This window comes from Variovorax sp. RKNM96, from assembly GCF_017161115.1.
GTDB lineage: Bacteria > Pseudomonadota > Gammaproteobacteria > Burkholderiales > Burkholderiaceae_C > Variovorax.
The window spans coordinates 1,874,328-1,890,322 of record NZ_CP046508.1; the positions used below are offsets into that span (position 1 = coordinate 1,874,328).

At 68.1% G+C, this 15,995-nt stretch carries 14 protein-coding genes; 9 read left to right on the forward strand and 5 right to left on the reverse strand.

Translation table 11 applies throughout. From position 1 onward, the window contains the following. Positions 1-12: 12 nt before the first annotated feature. The 3 genes from GNX71_RS08515 to GNX71_RS08525 are packed head-to-tail and all read right to left on the reverse strand — an operon-like array spanning position 13 to position 2,327. A complete protein-coding gene (locus GNX71_RS08515; RefSeq protein WP_206177912.1) occupies positions 13-843 on the reverse strand; it encodes a BPSS1780 family membrane protein in 831 nt (276 codons plus the stop codon). A gap of 10 nt (positions 844-853) precedes the next feature. Beyond that, positions 854-1,903, reverse strand: a complete 1,050-nt coding sequence (locus tag GNX71_RS08520; protein ID WP_206177913.1) for a homoserine kinase — start codon at positions 1,901-1,903, stop codon at positions 854-856. A gap of 55 nt (positions 1,904-1,958) precedes the next feature. Next, positions 1,959-2,327, reverse strand: coding sequence for a hypothetical protein (locus GNX71_RS08525; RefSeq protein ID WP_206177914.1), 369 nt, complete (start codon positions 2,325-2,327; stop codon positions 1,959-1,961). Between the two features lie 97 nt (positions 2,328-2,424). On the opposite strand from GNX71_RS08525, the gene polA reads away from it, so the two are divergent. From polA to GNX71_RS08540, 3 genes are read left to right on the forward strand one after another with little or no spacing between them, the layout of a single operon-like run. Further along, positions 2,425-5,238, forward strand: a complete 2,814-nt coding sequence (gene polA / locus GNX71_RS08530; protein ID WP_206177915.1) for a DNA polymerase I — start codon at positions 2,425-2,427, stop codon at positions 5,236-5,238. 29 nt (positions 5,239-5,267) lie between these two features. Next, entirely contained in the window at positions 5,268-6,551 is a 1,284-nt protein-coding gene (locus tag GNX71_RS08535) for a M20/M25/M40 family metallo-hydrolase (protein WP_206177916.1), read from the forward strand. A gap of 16 nt (positions 6,552-6,567) precedes the next feature. Then, positions 6,568-7,470 carry a LysR substrate-binding domain-containing protein gene (locus tag GNX71_RS08540; RefSeq protein WP_206177917.1) on the forward strand — a complete coding sequence of 301 codons (903 nt, stop codon included), beginning with the start codon at positions 6,568-6,570 and terminating at the stop codon, positions 7,468-7,470. On the opposite strand, the gene GNX71_RS08545 is transcribed toward GNX71_RS08540, so the two are convergent. Beyond that, positions 7,467-8,078 carry an NAD(P)H-dependent oxidoreductase gene (locus GNX71_RS08545; protein ID WP_241027200.1) on the reverse strand — a complete coding sequence of 204 codons (612 nt, stop codon included), beginning with the start codon at positions 8,076-8,078 and terminating at the stop codon, positions 7,467-7,469. The genes GNX71_RS08540 and GNX71_RS08545 overlap by 4 nt on opposite strands. Positions 8,079-8,178: 100 nt before the next feature. Here GNX71_RS08545 and GNX71_RS08550 point away from each other — a divergent pair, with 100 nt between their 5' ends. From GNX71_RS08550 to GNX71_RS08575, 6 genes are all read left to right on the forward strand, one after another. After that, positions 8,179-9,603: a PLP-dependent aminotransferase family protein gene (locus GNX71_RS08550; protein ID WP_206177919.1), complete on the forward strand. Its 1,425-nt coding sequence runs from the start codon at positions 8,179-8,181 to the stop codon at positions 9,601-9,603. A gap of 107 nt (positions 9,604-9,710) precedes the next feature. After that, positions 9,711-10,178, forward strand: a complete 468-nt coding sequence (locus GNX71_RS08555; protein ID WP_206177920.1) for a carboxymuconolactone decarboxylase family protein — start codon at positions 9,711-9,713, stop codon at positions 10,176-10,178. A gap of 6 nt (positions 10,179-10,184) precedes the next feature. Further along, a complete protein-coding gene (locus tag GNX71_RS08560) occupies positions 10,185-10,505 on the forward strand; it encodes a multidrug efflux SMR transporter (RefSeq protein ID WP_206177921.1) in 321 nt (106 codons plus the stop codon). A gap of 43 nt (positions 10,506-10,548) precedes the next feature. Beyond that, entirely contained in the window at positions 10,549-10,905 is a 357-nt protein-coding gene (locus tag GNX71_RS08565) for a hypothetical protein (RefSeq protein ID WP_206177922.1), read from the forward strand. 122 nt (positions 10,906-11,027) lie between these two features. After that, entirely contained in the window at positions 11,028-13,208 is a 2,181-nt protein-coding gene (locus tag GNX71_RS08570; protein WP_206177923.1) for a TonB-dependent receptor, read from the forward strand. 16 nt (positions 13,209-13,224) lie between these two features. Further along, complete coding sequence (locus tag GNX71_RS08575) at positions 13,225-14,799, forward strand: PepSY domain-containing protein (protein WP_206177924.1); 1,575 nt, start codon at positions 13,225-13,227, stop codon at positions 14,797-14,799. Here GNX71_RS08575 and GNX71_RS08580 read toward each other — a convergent pair. After that, on the reverse strand, positions 14,732-15,958 hold the full coding sequence (locus tag GNX71_RS08580; protein ID WP_206177925.1) for a D-amino acid dehydrogenase: 1,227 nt from the start codon (positions 15,956-15,958) through the stop codon (positions 14,732-14,734). The two genes, GNX71_RS08575 and GNX71_RS08580, sit on opposite strands and share 68 nt — an antisense overlap. Positions 15,959-15,995 lie beyond the last annotated feature (37 nt).

The following is a 15,995-nucleotide window of genomic DNA, read 5'->3' on the forward strand; positions in this document are numbered from 1 at the left end:
GACTGACTGGCGTCAGTTCGGATCGAAGCTGTCGCGGAAGGTGAACCAGGTCGAGCTCAGCGACATGGCCGCCAGCACCAGCGCCGTGCCGATCATCAGGATGTTGCCGACCGCCAAGGCCGCGCCGCCCGCGCCCAGCGCGCCGACGCCCACCAGCACGGTCGCGACCAGGCCCATCGCGATGCCGGCCAGCAGGAACACGCCGAACCACGCCAGCACGAACAGCGCGTAGGCGCCGAAGTTGCGGAACAGCGCGACGATGCTGAAGAAGATGCTCTTGACCGGCTCCACGCGGTGCCAGTGCACCAGCGCCGGCGCGTGCCACATGGCCAGCGAAAGCGGCAGGTTCAGGCACATCAGGAGCACGCGGGCCAGCTGGAAGTCGCTGCTGGCCATCACCTCGGGCGTGATCGCGTCGTCGAGCAGGTAGGCGCGCATGAGCTGCCCGCCATCGACCAGCGCGGTGACCATCACCGCGAACACGAAATACACCGCCGAGATCACGCCCAGCACCACCAGCGAGCGCCATTCCGCGCGCATGGCGCCGAAGACCGCCACGAACATCGCGGAGCCCGTGGGCCGCTGCGCATCGCCGGCATGGCCAAGGCCATCGACGTTGTTGTTGTAGGCCACCGAGGTCGCCACCATCAGGCCCAGCGTCATGAAGGGCAGCAGCACCGGCGCGATCACGCTGCCGATGAGCGGCAGCACCGACACCATCGAGATCGCCGCCATCAGCAGGAAGAACAGCGAGATGAAGGCAAGCGGCTGTTGCCAGAAGGTCTTGAGTCCGGAGCGGACCCATGCGGCGCCGGTTCGCGCCGGCACGAGGTTGAGTTTCATGAGGTCCGGATCATGCGGCCATGAGCGGCTCGAGGGCCTGCGCCATGGCATGCGGATGGGTGGCGCGCCCGCGCAGCACGCGCTCGAAGTGCGTGGGGTCGTGGGGCTTGAGCATGCTGGCTTCGCGCGGCAGGTGGAAGTCCCAGAGGCGCGAGATCCAGAAGCGCAGCGCCGCGGCGCGCAGCATCGCGGGCAGCAGGGCGCGCTCGGAGGCGTTGAGTGGGCGCACGGTCTCGTAGGCCGAGAGCAGGGCGTCGGCGCGCGCGGCGTCGTGTTCGCCGGTGGCCAGGTCGATGGCCCAGTCGTTCAGGCACACCGAGAGGTCGAACAGCCAGGTGTCGGTGCCGGCGAAGTAGAAGTCGAACACGCCCGTGAGAAGCGGTGCCGAGCCGGGCTCGCCGCCGGTCGCGAACATCACGTTGTCGCGGAACATGTCGGCATGCACCGGCCCGCGCGGCAGCGCCGCGTAGGCCGACGATTCGGCGATGTGGTTCTGGTAGGCGAGTTCGGCGCGCAGCAGCGTGACCTGCGATTCGTCGATGTAGGGCAGCACCACCGGAACGGTCTCGTTCCACCACACGAGGCCGCGCAGGTTCGGCTGGATGCGCGGGAAGTCGCGCGCGGCGATGTGCATGCGCGCCAGCATCGAACCCAGTTCGGCGCAATGCGCCGCGGTCGGGGCGAGTTCGCTGTGGCCCGACAGGCGTTGCACCACCGCCGCCGGCTTGCCCGCCACCGTGTGCAGCAGTTCGCAGGGCGCATTGGCGGGGATCGTCAGCACATGGCCCTTGGGGGCTTCCACGGCGGGATCAGCCACGGGCTCCGGCACCGGCAGGCCGCGGGCCGCGAGGTGCTTCATGAGGCAAAGGTAGTAGGGCAACTGCTCGGCGCGGAGGCGCTCGAACAGCGTGAGCACGAACTCGCCGGACTCGGTGGTCGCGAAGTAGTTGGTGTTCTCGATGCCGCCCTGGATGCCGCGCAGGTCGCGCAGCGCGCCCATGCCCAGACGCTGGACGAGCGCGTCTGCCTCGCCGAATTCGACTTCGGTAAAAACTGCCATGGGAGTGCTCAGCGAAGAGCTGGAAATGCGTTGGACGGGAGCGGCGAAGGCACGGTCAGAACTTCATCACGTTCCAGACGCGCGCGCCGTTGCCGGTGGAGTTCGTGTCGCTCGAACCGGGGCGTGCGGTGCCGGGGTCATTGGGCAGCACCTCGTAGCCCGGCATGTTCGATTTGGGCTTGACGTTGATGCTCTGCGTGCGGCCGCCGTAGCGGACTTCGTCGACCGAGGCGCCGCTGTCTTCCGTGTGAATGTGCTCGACCTTCTGGTTGCGCCGGCCCTCGGCCTGCTCCTGATTCTGTAGCGGCTCCGCCGGGGCCGGGGTGGCGGCGGGCGCGGGCTGCGCCTGCACGGTGGCGAAGGGGGCCGCAAAGGCCAGCGCCAGCAGGATGCGGCGGGCAATCAGGAGTGTGGAGCTAGGCATGCCTTGATTGTAGGCGCGCACCCGTTCCAGGGGTGTCGGCGCGCAGCGCGTGGCGCCGTGGTTCAGCGCGCCGGTCCGGGCACGGCAAAATGGCCCGATGACCGACAAGAAAACGCTGCTGCTCGTCGATGGCTCGAGCTACCTGTACCGGGCCTTCCACGCCATGCCCGACCTGCGCGCCGTGCCCGGCGACCCGAAGAGCCCGGCCACCGGCGCCATCCGGGGAATGATCAACATGATGACGGCGCTGCGCCGCGAGGTGCGCGCCGACTACGCCGCCTGCATCTTCGATGCGCCCGGCAAGACCTTCCGCGACGACTGGTATCCCGAATACAAGGCCAACCGCTCGCCGATGCCCGACGACCTGCGCAGCCAGATCGACCCCATCCACGAAGTGGTGAAGCTGCTGGGCTGGCCGGTGCTCAGCGTGCCCGACGTGGAGGCCGACGACGTGATCGGCACGCTCGCCAAGATCGCCGCCGCACAGGGCGTCGAGGTGATCGTCTCCAGCGGCGACAAGGACCTGAGCCAGCTGGTCGACGAGCACATCACCATCATCGACACGATGAATGGCAAGAAGCGCGACATCGCCGGCGTGACGGCCGAGTTCGGCGTGCCGCCGAACCTGATGGTCGATTACCAGACGCTCGTGGGCGACTCTGTCGACAACGTGCCCGGCGTCGAGAAGGTCGGCCCGAAGACCGCTGCCAAGTGGCTGCTCGAATACGGCTCGCTCGATGCACTGGTCGAACGCGCCGCCGAAGTGAAGGGCGCCGCAGGCGAAAACCTGCGCAAGGCGCTCGACAAGCTGCCCCTGAGCCGCAAGCTCGTCACCATCCGCACCGATTGCGACCTCGAGGGGCACGTCACCGGCCTGCCGTCGCTCGAAGGCCTGCCGGTCGGCGCGCCGCAGACCGACGAGCTCAAGCCCTTCTACGAGAAGTTCGGTTTCAAGAGCCTCGTCAAGTCGCTCGAAGCGCAGGCGGTTCCGCCCGAGCTGATCGAAGAGAACATCAAGAAGAAGGCCACCAAGGCCAACACCGACCAGGGCGGCCTGTTCGACGAGCCTTCGGACCTGAGCGCGCTCGACGCCGCCGCGCCCGCGAGCAACCTCAAGTACGACACCATCACCACCTGGGAACTGTTCGACACCTGGCTCGCGAAGCTCGAAGCCGCCGAGCTCGCGGCGATCGACACCGAGACCACCTCGCTCGACGAAATGGTCGCGCAGATCGTCGGCGTGAGCTTCAGCGTCGAGCCCGGCGAGGCTGCCTACATTCCGCTCACGCACAACTACCCCGATGCGCCCGCGCAACTGCCCATCGACGAGGTGCTCGCCAGGCTCAAGCCCTGGCTCGAGAACGCCGACAAGAAAAAGCTCGGCCAGCACATCAAGTACGACCGCCATGTGTTCGCCAACCACGGCATCGAGGTGCAGGGCTATGCGCACGACACCATGCTGCAGAGCTACGTGCTCGAAGTGCACAAGCCGCACGGCCTTTCCAGCCTCGCAGAGCGGCATCTGGGTCGCAGCGGCATCTCCTACGAAGACCTGTGCGGCAAGGGCGCGCACCAGATCTCCTTCAGCCAGGTCGACGTCGCCAAAGCGGCCGAATACTCGTGCGAGGACAGCGACCAGACCCTGGATGTGCACCGCACTCTGTGGCCCCAGCTCGAAGCCGACGAGAAGCTGCGCTTCGTCTACCAGCTCGAGATGGATTCGAGCGAGGCGCTCTACCGCGTGGAGCGCAACGGCGTGATGATCGACAGCGCCACGCTCGCCGCGCAGAGCCACGAACTCGGCACGCGCATCATGGCGCTCGAGCAGGAGGCCTACGAGATCGCGGGCCAGCCCTTCAACCTCGGTTCGCCCAAGCAGATCGGGGAGATCTTCTTCACCAAGCTGGGCCTGCCGGTGGTCAAGAAAACCCCGAGCGGCGCGCCCAGCACCGACGAAGAGGTGCTGGAGAAACTGGCCGAGGACTATCCGCTCCCCGCCAAGATCCTCGAACACCGCGGCCTCTCGAAACTCAAGGGCACCTACACCGACAAGCTCGGCCAGCTGGCCAACCCGCGCACCGGCCGCGTCCACACGCACTATGCGCAGGCCGTCGCGGTGACGGGGCGCCTGAGCAGCAACGACCCGAACCTGCAGAACATCCCGATCCGCACGCCCGAAGGCCGGCGCGTGCGCGAGGCTTTCGTGGCACCTGCCGGCAGCGTGATCGCCAGCGCCGACTACTCGCAGATCGAGTTGCGCATCATGGCCCACATCAGCGGCGACGAGTCGCTCCTGCGCGCCTTCACCGAGGGCATCGACGTGCACCGCGCGACCGCCGCCGAAGTGTTCGGCTCCACGCCCGACCAGGTGTCGAGCGAGCAGCGCCGCTACGCGAAGGTCATCAACTTCGGCCTCATCTACGGCATGAGCAGCTTCGGCCTGGCGAAAAACCTCGGCATCGAGACCAAGGCCGCGGCCTCCTACATCGAGCGCTACTTCGCGCGCTACCCGGGCGTGAAGGCGTACATGGACGAGACCAAGGCGCTCGCCAAGGAGCAGGGCTACGTGGAGACCGTGTTCGGCCGCCGCCTGTACCTGCCCGAGATCAATTCGCCCAACGGTCCGCGCCGCGGCGGCGCCGAGCGCGCGGCCATCAACGCGCCGATGCAGGGCACGGCGGCCGACCTCATCAAGCTGAGCATGGTCAAGGTACAGAACGTGCTTGACGAAGAAAAGCGCGCCACCAAGATGATCATGCAGGTGCACGACGAACTGGTGTTCGAAGTGCCCGAGGCCGAAGTCGAATGGGTGCGCACCGAAATCCCGCGCCTGATGGCCGGCGTGGCGGCACTCAAGGTGCCGCTGCTCGCCGAGATCGGCATCGGTCCCAACTGGGACAAAGCCCACTGACGAGACACGACCCAAGAAGAACCGTACCCATGAAACACCAGCCCCGCAAATTCCTGCTCGCCGCCGTCTGCGCCGCCTTCCTCGGCACCGCCTTCGCCGCCCCCGATGCCCGCATCGCCGCGCTCGCCGCGAAAGAAAAGCCCGCGCTGCTCGACACGCTCAAGGAGCTGGTCTCCATCGAGTCGGGCAGCCGCGACCTCGAAGGCCTGGAAAAAATCTCCGACCTCATCGCCGCGAAGTTCAAGGCGCTGGGCGGCGAGGTCGAGCTGATCGATCCGAGCGCCGAGGCCTACCGCATGGACGACACGCCCGAGAAGATCGGCCGCGTCGTGCGCGCCACCTTCAAGGGCACGGGCACGAAGAAGATCATGCTCATCGCGCACATGGACACGGTCTACACCGTGGGCATGCTCAACAAGCAGCAGTTCCGCATCGAGGGCGACAAGGCCTACGGCCTGGGCATCGCCGACGACAAGCAGGGCGTGGCGGTCATCACCCACACGGTGGCGATGCTTCAGGCGCTGAAGTTCAAGGAGTACGGCACGCTCACCGTGCTGATCAACGGGGACGAGGAAATCAGCTCGCCGGGCGCACGCGCGCTCATCACGCGGCTGGGCGGCGAGCAGGACGCGGTGATGTCGTTCGAAGGCTCCTCCATCAAGGACGACAAGCTTTCGCTCGCGACCGCGGGCATCGCTTCCGTCACCCTGCATGTCGCGGGCAAGGCGTCGCATGCGGGCTCCGCGCCCGAGCTGGGCGTGAATGCGCTCTACGAACTCTCGCACCAGATCCTGCAGATGCGCGATCTCTCGGACCCCGCCACCGGCCTCAAGATGAACTGGACTATCTCGAAGTCGGGCACCAACCGCAACGTGATCCCGGCGTCGGCCACCGCGAGCGCCGACGTGCGCGTGCTCAAGGTCGCCGACTACGACCGCATCGAGCAGCAGGTCAACGAGCGCGTGAAGAAGCAGCTGATTCCCGAGGCCAAGGTCGAGCTGAAGTTCGAGCGGCGCCGACCGCCGCTCGAGGCCACCGCCGCCTCGATCGCGTTCGCCAAGCATGCGCAGGCGATCTACAAGGACGAGCTCGGCCGCCCGCTGGGCGCCGACGACAAGGCCGCCGGCGGCGGCACCGACGCCGCCTTCGCCTCGCTCAGGACCAAGGCGCCCGTCGTCGAGCGCTTCGGCCTGCAGGGTTTCGGCGCGCATTCGGCCGATGCCGAATATGTGCTGGTCGATTCCATCGAGCCGCGCCTGTATCTCGCAACGCGCATGGTGATGGACATCGCACGCGGCAAGACCGGCAACTGACCCGGCCTGCCCCTTCATGCGGCTGCGCCACATCGAGGTCTTCAACGCGATCATGCTGACCGGCAGCGTGAGCGCGGCGGCGCGGCTCATCAACATCACGCAGCCGGCGGTGAGCCGCACCCTGCAGCACGCGGAGCTGCAGCTGGGTTTTCCGCTGTTCCAGCGCGCCAAGGGGCGGCTCTCGCCGACCACCGAGGCGCTCACGCTGTACCCGCACATCGAGCGCCTGTTCGCGCAGCTCGACGAAGTGCAGCGGCTGGCTGCCAACCTCAAGGCTGGCAGCGACACGGGCGAGTTGCGCATCCTGAGCGTGCTCGCGCTGAGCTACGAGATCTTGCCGCGCGCGCTCAAGGCCTTCCGCGAAAAGCATCCGGGCTACGCGATCACCGTCGAGTCGCTGCATTCGCCGCAGATCATGTCGGCGCTGCTGCGGCAGGAGGCCGACGTGGGCTTCGCCTTCAGCCCCGCGGTGCATCCCTCGCTCACGCAGGAGACGCTGGCCGACAGCCGCATGGTGTGCATCGCCCCCAAGGGCATGCTGCCGCGTGCGCTGGTGCGCAACGGCTCGGTGGCGCTGCACGACCTGGTCGATCGGCCGGTGATCGGCCTGGACAGCCGCGACCCCGTCGGCACGAGTCTCAGCCAGGCCTGCCGGCAGGCCGGCGTCGGCTTCCAGCAGGCGGTGGTGACGGTGCAGACTTATCACGCGGCGCTGGCCATGGCGCACCACGGGCTCGGCGTGGCGCTGGTCGATGGCTGCACCGCGCGTTCGGCGGACCGCGAGAAGGTCGATGTGCTCACGCTCGAGCCGCACATCCCGGTGCCGGTGCGCGCATTGCGCTTCACCGGCCGGCCCGATTCGGTGGCAGTGCGCGGCATCACGCGCTGCATGCAGCAGGCGATCCAGGAAACGCTTTAGGCGTGCGGCAAAAAATACGCCTGAAGGGCTTCGTCGGCGCCCGTCCTCGACTTCTCGAGAATCTCCGGCCCCAGGCCCGTTCCCTGGACCGAGAAGAAGTGCAGATCCTTCAGCCCGATCTGGGCCAGGATGACGGTCAGGTACGGCGTGAGGAAATCCGGCTGCCGCGCGTACTCTCCGGAAAAACTGCCGCCCGAAGCCACGGCGATGAACACCGGCCGGTCGCGGAGCAGGCCCACCTTGCCGCCCGGGCCTGTGTTGAAAGTGCGGCGCGCCCGGACGACGTGATCGATCCACGCCTTCAGCGCGGAGGGCACGCTCAGGTTGTGCATCGGCGTTCCGATGACCACGACATCCGAATCCTCCAGCTCCCGGATCAGCTCATCGGATTGGGCCACGGCCCCGTCCTGCGTGATCTGCGCCGTGGCCGAATGCTGGCCGAGCGCGTAGTTCGCGTCGATGTGGGGCAGGGCATTGCCGCCGATCACACGCGCCATCACTGTCGCAGCCGGCTCGCGGCCCATCAGGCGCGCGACGATTTTTCGGGAGAGCCTGTAGCTCTCGGAGGCTTCCCCGCGGGGGCTGCAGACGACATGCAGGATCTTCATTGCGACCACTTCCAGATTCTTGTGAAAGCGTGAGTCTAGGAAGCACATGGCCTATGTCATAGAGCCATGAATGAAGATTTAGGATGATCCATAATTTGACATGACGACCGTCGACAAGTCCGCCTCCATCTCGCCCCTGGACCCCACCGCGGCCGAGCCCTACTACCGGCAGATCTACGAGCGCTTTCGCAGCGCCATCGCCAGCGGATTGCTCAAACCGGGCGACCGGATTCCGTCGGCCCGCGCGTTGACCAAGGAACTGGGCCTGGCCAGGGGCACCATCGACACCGCGTACTCCCTGCTGGCCGCCGAGGGGTACATCCAGGCCCGCGGCCAGGCGGGGACCATCGTCACGCCGGGCCTCAAGCCGCGCACGCCCGTGGTCACCCCATCGCCCGTGATCGACACCGGGACTTCCTCGATCGGCTTTCGTCCGTATTCGATCCTTCCGTTCCAGATGGGCCTGCCCGCGCTGGACGAATTTCCCCGAAAGATATGGGCCCGCCTCGGTGCGCGGCGCGCGCGCGCCATGCAGCCGTCCGACATGACCCATCCCTCGGTCTTCGGACAGCCGATGCTGCGTGCGGAAATCGCCGCCTATCTCCAGGTGTCGCGCGGCATCCACTGCGCGGCATCGCAGGTGTTCGTGACCTCGGGATACCGGCACTCCATCGAGCTGATCGCCCTTGCGCTGCTCAAGGCGGGAGACCGCGTGTGGCTCGAAGACCCGGGCTATCCGCCCACGCGGGAGCTGCTTGCGCAGATGCAGATCGCGGGCGTGCCGGTGCCGGTGGACGAGGACGGCATGGTCATTGCCGAAGGCGTCAGGTCGGCGCCGCGTGCGCGTGCGGCCGTGGTCACGCCGGCGCACCAGAGCCCGCTGGGCGTGTCCTTGTCCCTGCAGCGGCGACTGGCGTTGCTGGACTGGGCGGGGCGCAACAACGCATGGATCGTCGAGGACGACTACGACGGCGAGTACCGCTACGTGAGCCGCCCCCTGCCTGCGCTCAAGAGCCTGGACCGCGACGGGCGCGTGCTCTATGCGGGTACCTTCAGCAAGGTGCTTTTTCCGAGCCTGCGGCTGGCCTATCTCGTGGTGCCGCAAGCGCAGGTCGAGCGCTTCGAGCAGATCATCCAGACCTTCGCGGGCGGCAGCCCCGAGCTCACGCAATCCATCGTCACGGCATTCATCAAGGAGGGCCACTTCGCGCGCCACATCCAGCGCATGCGCAAGCTCTACGCCGAGCGCCGCGAGGCGACGAGCGCGGGCCTGGCGAGCGTGCTGGGCCAACGCGTGCGCATCGACGCGCTGCCCGGCGGCATGCACCTGATCCTGCGGCTTGCGGGCCGCCAGTCGGACCGCAAGCTCATGCTGCGCATGCGGGAAGAGGGCCTCTTCGCGGAGGCACTGTCGGAATGGACGCAGAACGGCAAGGGTGCCTCGGCATTGCTCGTCAACTTCACGAACATCGAATCCCGGGCCACGGCCGAGAAACTGGGAAAACGCATCCTGGCCCTGATGTAGTTCGAGGAATCATGGCCTAGAACCGAATGCGGTTCATGGCTCTTCTGAGCTGGACCAAGATCTCCGACGATAGAGTCCTTCTCAATCAGCACACACAAGGACTCCTCATGAGCAATCGCATCGACTACGCCAAGATTTCGCCCGACGTCTACAAGGCCTTCGGCGGGGTGTATGTCGCCGTCCAGAAAAGCGGCCTGCCCAAGCAACTGGTCGACCTCGTCTACCTGCGCGTGTCGCAGATCAACGGCTGCGCCTACTGCATCGACATGCATTCGCGCGACCTGCTCAAGTCCGGCCTTGCGGTCGACAAGCTGGTGCTGGTGCCGGTGTGGCACGACGCGGGCGCGGTGTTCAGTGCACGCGAACGCGCGGCACTCGCCTGGGCGGAAACCGTGACGCGCGTCGCCGAGACGGGCGTTCCCGATACCGACTACGAATCCGCCACCGCCGAATTCGGCGACAAGGAACTGGCCGACCTCACCTATGCGATCAGCCTGATGAACGCCTTCAACCGCTTCGGCGTCACCTTCCGCTCGACGCCCGCCGCCACGGTGGCTGCCGCGGCTGCGGCCTGACGCGCCATGGCATGGACACTGCTCGGCATCGCCGGGCTTCTCGAGATCGTCTTCGCCTTCGCGATGAAGTCGTCCGAAGGCTTCACGCGGCTGGTGCCCGCGCTGTTCACGGTCGGTGCGGGCCTCTCGAGCGTGGTGCTTCTGGCGCTCTCGATGCGCACCCTGCCGATGGGCACGGGCTACGCGGTCTGGACCGGCATCGGCGCGGCCGGCACCGCGATCGTGGGCATGGTGGTGCTGGGCGACTCGGCCGCGCCGATGCGGCTCTTGTGCATCGCGCTCATCCTGGCGGGCGTGATCGGGCTCAAGCTGGTCACGGGCGACTGACGAAGGAAGGGGCGGGCATCGCCCCGCGCCATAATCCGGCGCCATGCACGTCCTTCGAACCCTCTGCTTCCTGCGCCGCCTGGCGCTGGCATGGTTCATGGCCTCGCTGCTGGTCGCGGGGGCTTCGCCCCTCGTGAACCCGCAGGCGATGGAGCTGGTGTGTTCCGCCACCGGCAGCGTCAAGCTCATCGTGCAGGGGGACGATGGCCCCACCGAGATGGGCATGGCGGCGATGGACTGTCCGCTGTGCATGGTCTCCGCGCCGCCGCCTGCCGCCACGCAGCTGAAGCTGCCCACGCCGCTGCCGCTGGGCCGTGCGCTGCAATCGATTCCCGCTGCCCGCATCGCGGCAGCCACGGCCTCGCCGCTGCCGGCGCGCGGGCCGCCAGCGCTCTCCTGAACTCCCGCACTTCCTCCACCTGACGTGGCCTTCGGGCGCGCGGTGGATCTTCGGTCGTTCCGCGGCCGGTGCTGCGTTGTCGCCCTTGTCGGGCTTGCGCGCGCCGCCGCCAGAGAGATTCCATGTCCCGTATTCCTTCCGCCCCCACGCTGGGGCTCGCGGCCCTGTTCGGCGCCGCCTGCGCGCCCGGCCTCGCGATTGCTCAAGAGGCCGGCGCGGCCGCACGGTCGCTGCCCCAGGTCGAAGTGACCGACGACGCGCCCGGCCCCAACGGCCGGCTCGACCTCGACACCCCCTCCGACACCGCGAGCCGCCTGGGCCTCACGCCGCGCGAGACGCCGGCCTCGGTCACCGTGGTGAACCGCGCGGTCATCGACGCACGCGGTGCGCAGAACACACAGGAGATCCTGCGCGCCATTCCCGGCGTGACCGCGCACGACGCGCCCGGCAACATCGGCGTGAGCTACCGCGGCTTCAGCGCCGGCTCGATCGGCCAGCTCTTCAACGGCATCAACGTGCAGTACTCGATTGCCGCGCGGCCGGTCGACAGCTGGATCTACGACCGTGTCGAGGCCATCGGCGGGCCCTCGAGCTTCCTCTTCGGCTCGGGCGCGCTGGGTGGCTCGATCAACTACATCACCAAGACGCCCGAGCGCAGCGACTTCGCCGAAGCGCGGCTGCGCCTGGGCACGCAGCACCTGCAGGAAGCTTCCTTCGGGCTGAATCGCCGCGTGGCCGGCGATGGCGGCGCGGGCAGCCACTACGCGCGCATCGATGTGAACCACCGCGATGCCAATGGCTGGACCGACGGCACCGGCAGCCGGTCGACGCAGCTCGCGGCCTCGCTGCTCTCGAACCTGGGCGGCGGCCTCAAGCACACGCTGGCCTACGAGTTCCAGGACGAGAACGTCGACCGGCCCTACTGGGGCACGCCCGTGCTCAACCCGGTGGCCGGCACGATGCGCATCGACCCCGGCATCCGCTTCAAGAACTTCAACAGCAGCGACGGGCTCTATGCGCAGCGCGTGCAGTGGCTGCGCTCGGTCACCGAATGGCAGGCCACCGATGCGCTGCAGCTGAAGAACACCTTCTACGCCTACGACGCGCTGCGCGACTACCGCAACGTCGAGAGCTACCGCTACAACCCGGGCAACACCGCGGTGATCCGCTCCGGGGCCTTGCTGCAGCGGCACGACCAGGACGTGTGGGGCAACCGCGTCGAGGGGCTCTACAAGGGCCGGCTCGGCAGCCTGAAGAGCGACTGGTCCTTCGGCCTGGACTTCAGCGTGAACCGCCAGACGCGCTTTCCCAACAGCCTTCCGGGCACGGTGAGCACGGTGAATCCATACGCCTTCACCGTCGAGCGCTTCTTCGAGGTGAAGGGCATGGTGCCCGGCTTCCGCCCCGACCGCGACAACAAGGTGCGAACCACCGCGCTCTACCTGGAGAACCGCACCGCGCTGATGCCTTCGCTGCATCTGGTCACGGCGCTGCGCCACGAGCGCATCGACCTCGACCTGGTGAACCGCCGCACGGTGGACGCGGCGAATCCCGCCACCTTCCACCGCGGCTACAAGCCCACGACCGGGCGCATCGGGCTGGTGTGGGATGTGGCGCCGGGCGCGAGCCTGTATGCGCAATACGCCACGGCGGCCGACCCGCCTTCGGGCGTGCTCTCCACCGCCTCGTTCGCCGACGTGCGCAACAACAGCGAGCTCACCACCGGCCGGCAGGTGGAGGTCGGCACCAAGCTCGATTTCTGGCAGGGCAAAGGCACGGCCACGCTCGCGGCCTACGGCATCCGCCGCAACAACATCGCGTCGCAGGACCCGAACAACAGCGCGCTCACCGTGCTCGTGGGCGAGCAATCGTCCAAGGGCGTGGAGCTGGCGCTGGGCCTGCAGCCGACGCGGCAGTGGTCGCTGCAGGGCAACCTCACCTACGTGGATGCGCGCTATGAGCGCTTCACGCAGGGCGGCGTGTCGCTCGCGGGCCGCACGCCGACCAACACACCGGCCATGGTCGCGAATCTCTGGGTGTCGCATGCGTTCACGCCCCGCCTGGAGGCCAGCGTGGGCGTGCGGCACGTGAGCAAGGTGTACGCCGATGCGGCGAACACCGCGAGCTGGCCGAGCTACACGCTGCTGGACCTCGGGCTGAGCTGGAAGGTCAGCAACACCGTCACCGTGGTCGGCCGCATCCGCAACGCAACGGACCGCATCCACGCGGTGAACGTTGGCAGCACCTTCGCCTACCTCGGCGCGCCGCGCACGGCGGACGTCTCGCTGCGTGTGGCGTTCTGACCCAGGGAGAGATGCCATGCATGCCAAACGCTGGTTGTTCCTCGTCCACCGCTGGCTGGGCGTGGTCGTCTGCGCCTTCTTCGCGATGTGGTTCGTCTCGGGCGTGGTGATGATGTACGTGGGCTACCCGAAGCTCACCGAGGCGGAGCGGCTGCAGCACCTGCCGCCGCTCGATGCGACAGCGCCGTTGCTGGGACCACGGCAGGCACTCGATGCAGCCGGCATCGCCGGACCCCTGCGCGAGCTGCGGCTGGCTGCGGCCAGCGGCGGGCGCGCGGTGTATCTGGCGGTGCCTGCACGCGAGGCCGAGGCCGGTCGGCGCCGCGTGCCACCGGGCAGCGGCACCGTCGTGGTCGATGCCGAAACCGGCGCCGTGCTCCGCGACGTGGATCGCGCTCGCGTGCTCGCGAGCGCACAGGCGTACGCAGGGGCGGGCGTGCCGCTCGACTACCGCGGTGCCATCGGCGAAGACGCTTTCACCCATTCGCGCGGGCTCGACGCCCATCGCCCGTTGCATGTCGTCGACCTCGGCGATGCAGAGGCCACGCGGCTCTACGTGTCGGGCAAGACCGGCGAGGTGGTGCGCGATGCGCCGCGCGCCGAGCGGCTCTGGAACTACGCGGGCGCGTGGATCCACTGGCTGTATCCACTGCGCGGCACGGGGCTGGACCGCTACTGGGCGGATATCGTCAACTGGCTTTCCATCGTCGGCATCGCCGTCACGCTCACCGGCACAGTGGTGGGCGTGATGCGTTGGCGCTTCCGGCGAACCTACAAGAGCGGTTCGCGCTCGCCGTACCAGGGCTTCATGATGCGGTGGCATCACATCACCGGGTTGCTGTTCGCATTGGTGACGCTGACGTGGATCTTCAGCGGGTTGATGTCGATGAACCCGTGGCGCGTGTTCGACAGCGGCGCGCCGGCGCTGCGGATGGAGGCGATGAATGGCGGGCCGCTCGTTGTCGCAGCGCAGGATGCGACGCCCGCCGCGCTGATGGCTTCCGCAGGCAACGGTGTGCGTGAACTGCGCTGGGTGCGCGTCGCAGGGCAGACGCTGGTGCTCGCGAGTACGGGCAGCGGCCGGCCATCGGTAAGCGACGCGCAGACCGCCCAGCGGCACGCGCCCGACCCTGCAGTGCTGCGCACCGCAGTCGCCCGCCTGCTGCCCGATGCGATCGAACGCATCGACATCCTCACTGCCTACGACAGCCACTACTACACCCGCGAGCCGCACACCATGACGGGCGGCACCGACAAGCCCTTGCCCGTCTGGCGCGTGGTGTTCGCCGATGCGCATGCCACCTGGGTGCATGTCGATCCGCACACCGGCGCCGTGATCGGCCGCTCCGACGACCTTCGCCGTCTGAGCCGCTGGCTGTTCGCGATGCTGCACAGCTGGGACTGGCTGCCGCTGCTCGATCACCGCCCGGTGTGGGATGTGCTGCTTGTCGCGCTGAGTCTGGGCGGCGCGATGCTGAGCCTGACCGGCGTGGTGATCGGCTGGCGGCGCCTGGGCCGCAAGCTCAGGGCGTCGGCGAGGAAGGCGCCAGCGTCTGTGCGACCCGCAGCGCCGAGCCGAAGGCCAGCGTGAAACCCAGCGCGCCGTGGCCGGTGTTGAACAGCATGTTCGACGGAGCGCTGTCCAGCCGCCCGATGATCGGCAACCCCTTCGGCGTCGCGGGCCGCATGCCGGTCCACGGGTGCAACTCTTCGAGCCGGCTCGCATGCGGGAAGAGGGCGCGCGTGGCGGCCGCCAGCGTCTTGATGCGCGTCGCCGGAATGCTCGCGTCGTGCCCCACCAGTTCGGCCATGCCCGCCACGCGCAGGCGCGAGCCGATGCGCGCGAACACCACTTTGCGGGCGCTGTCGGTCACGTTCACGGTCGGCGCCGCGCCGGGCGAAGGATCGACCTCCACCGTGATGCTGTAGCCCTTGAGCGGGTACACCGGCAGGTAGGCGCCCAGCGCCCGGCCGAGCTTGTGCGAGGCCGAGCCCAGTGCCATCACGAAGGCGTCGGCCTCGATGTCGCCCTGGCTGGTGTTCACTGCCGCGACCTGGTGGCCGTTGCGCGCGAAGCCGTGCACGTCGGTGCCGAGCAGGAAGCGAACGCCACGCGCCTGGAGCGCGCGCATCAGCTCCGCGCACACCTTCAGGCAGTCGGCCGCGCATTCGCTCGGCGTGTAGACCGCGCCGGCCATCTGGCCGCGGTAGCTCGCGAGCGCGGGCTCGATCGCGATGCACTCGTCGGGCGAGACGATGCGCTGCTCGCTGCCCATGGTGCGCTGCAGCTCGAGCTGCGCATGCGCACCCTCGAGCGAAGCCGAGCTCGCGTACAGCACCAGCTTGCCGGTGGCCGAGAAATCGCAGTTGGGCGCGATGTCGGCCTGCATCGCCTCGAACTCGGTGCGGCTCGATGCGGCCAGCGCCAGCAGCCTGGCCGTGGTGTCGCGCGAAGTCCCCGCATTGCAGGCCGCGAGAAATTCCATGCCCCAGCGCCACTGCAGCGGATCGAGCTGCGGGCGCAGCTTGAGCGGGGAGGTGGGCGAGAACAGCAGCTTGGGCAACTGCTTCCAGATCGACGGATCGGCCAGCGGCTGCACATACGAGTAGCTCAGTTGCGCGCCATTGCCGCCGCTCGCGCCGGCGCCGGGCGCCGCGCGGTCGATCACCGTGACCTGGTGGCCCCGGCGTTCGAGCTGCCAGGCGGTGGCCAGGCCCACGATGCCGGCACCGAGCACACACACATGCATGAAGGCAACTTTCGGGAAGTGAAGAAGAGACTGCTTC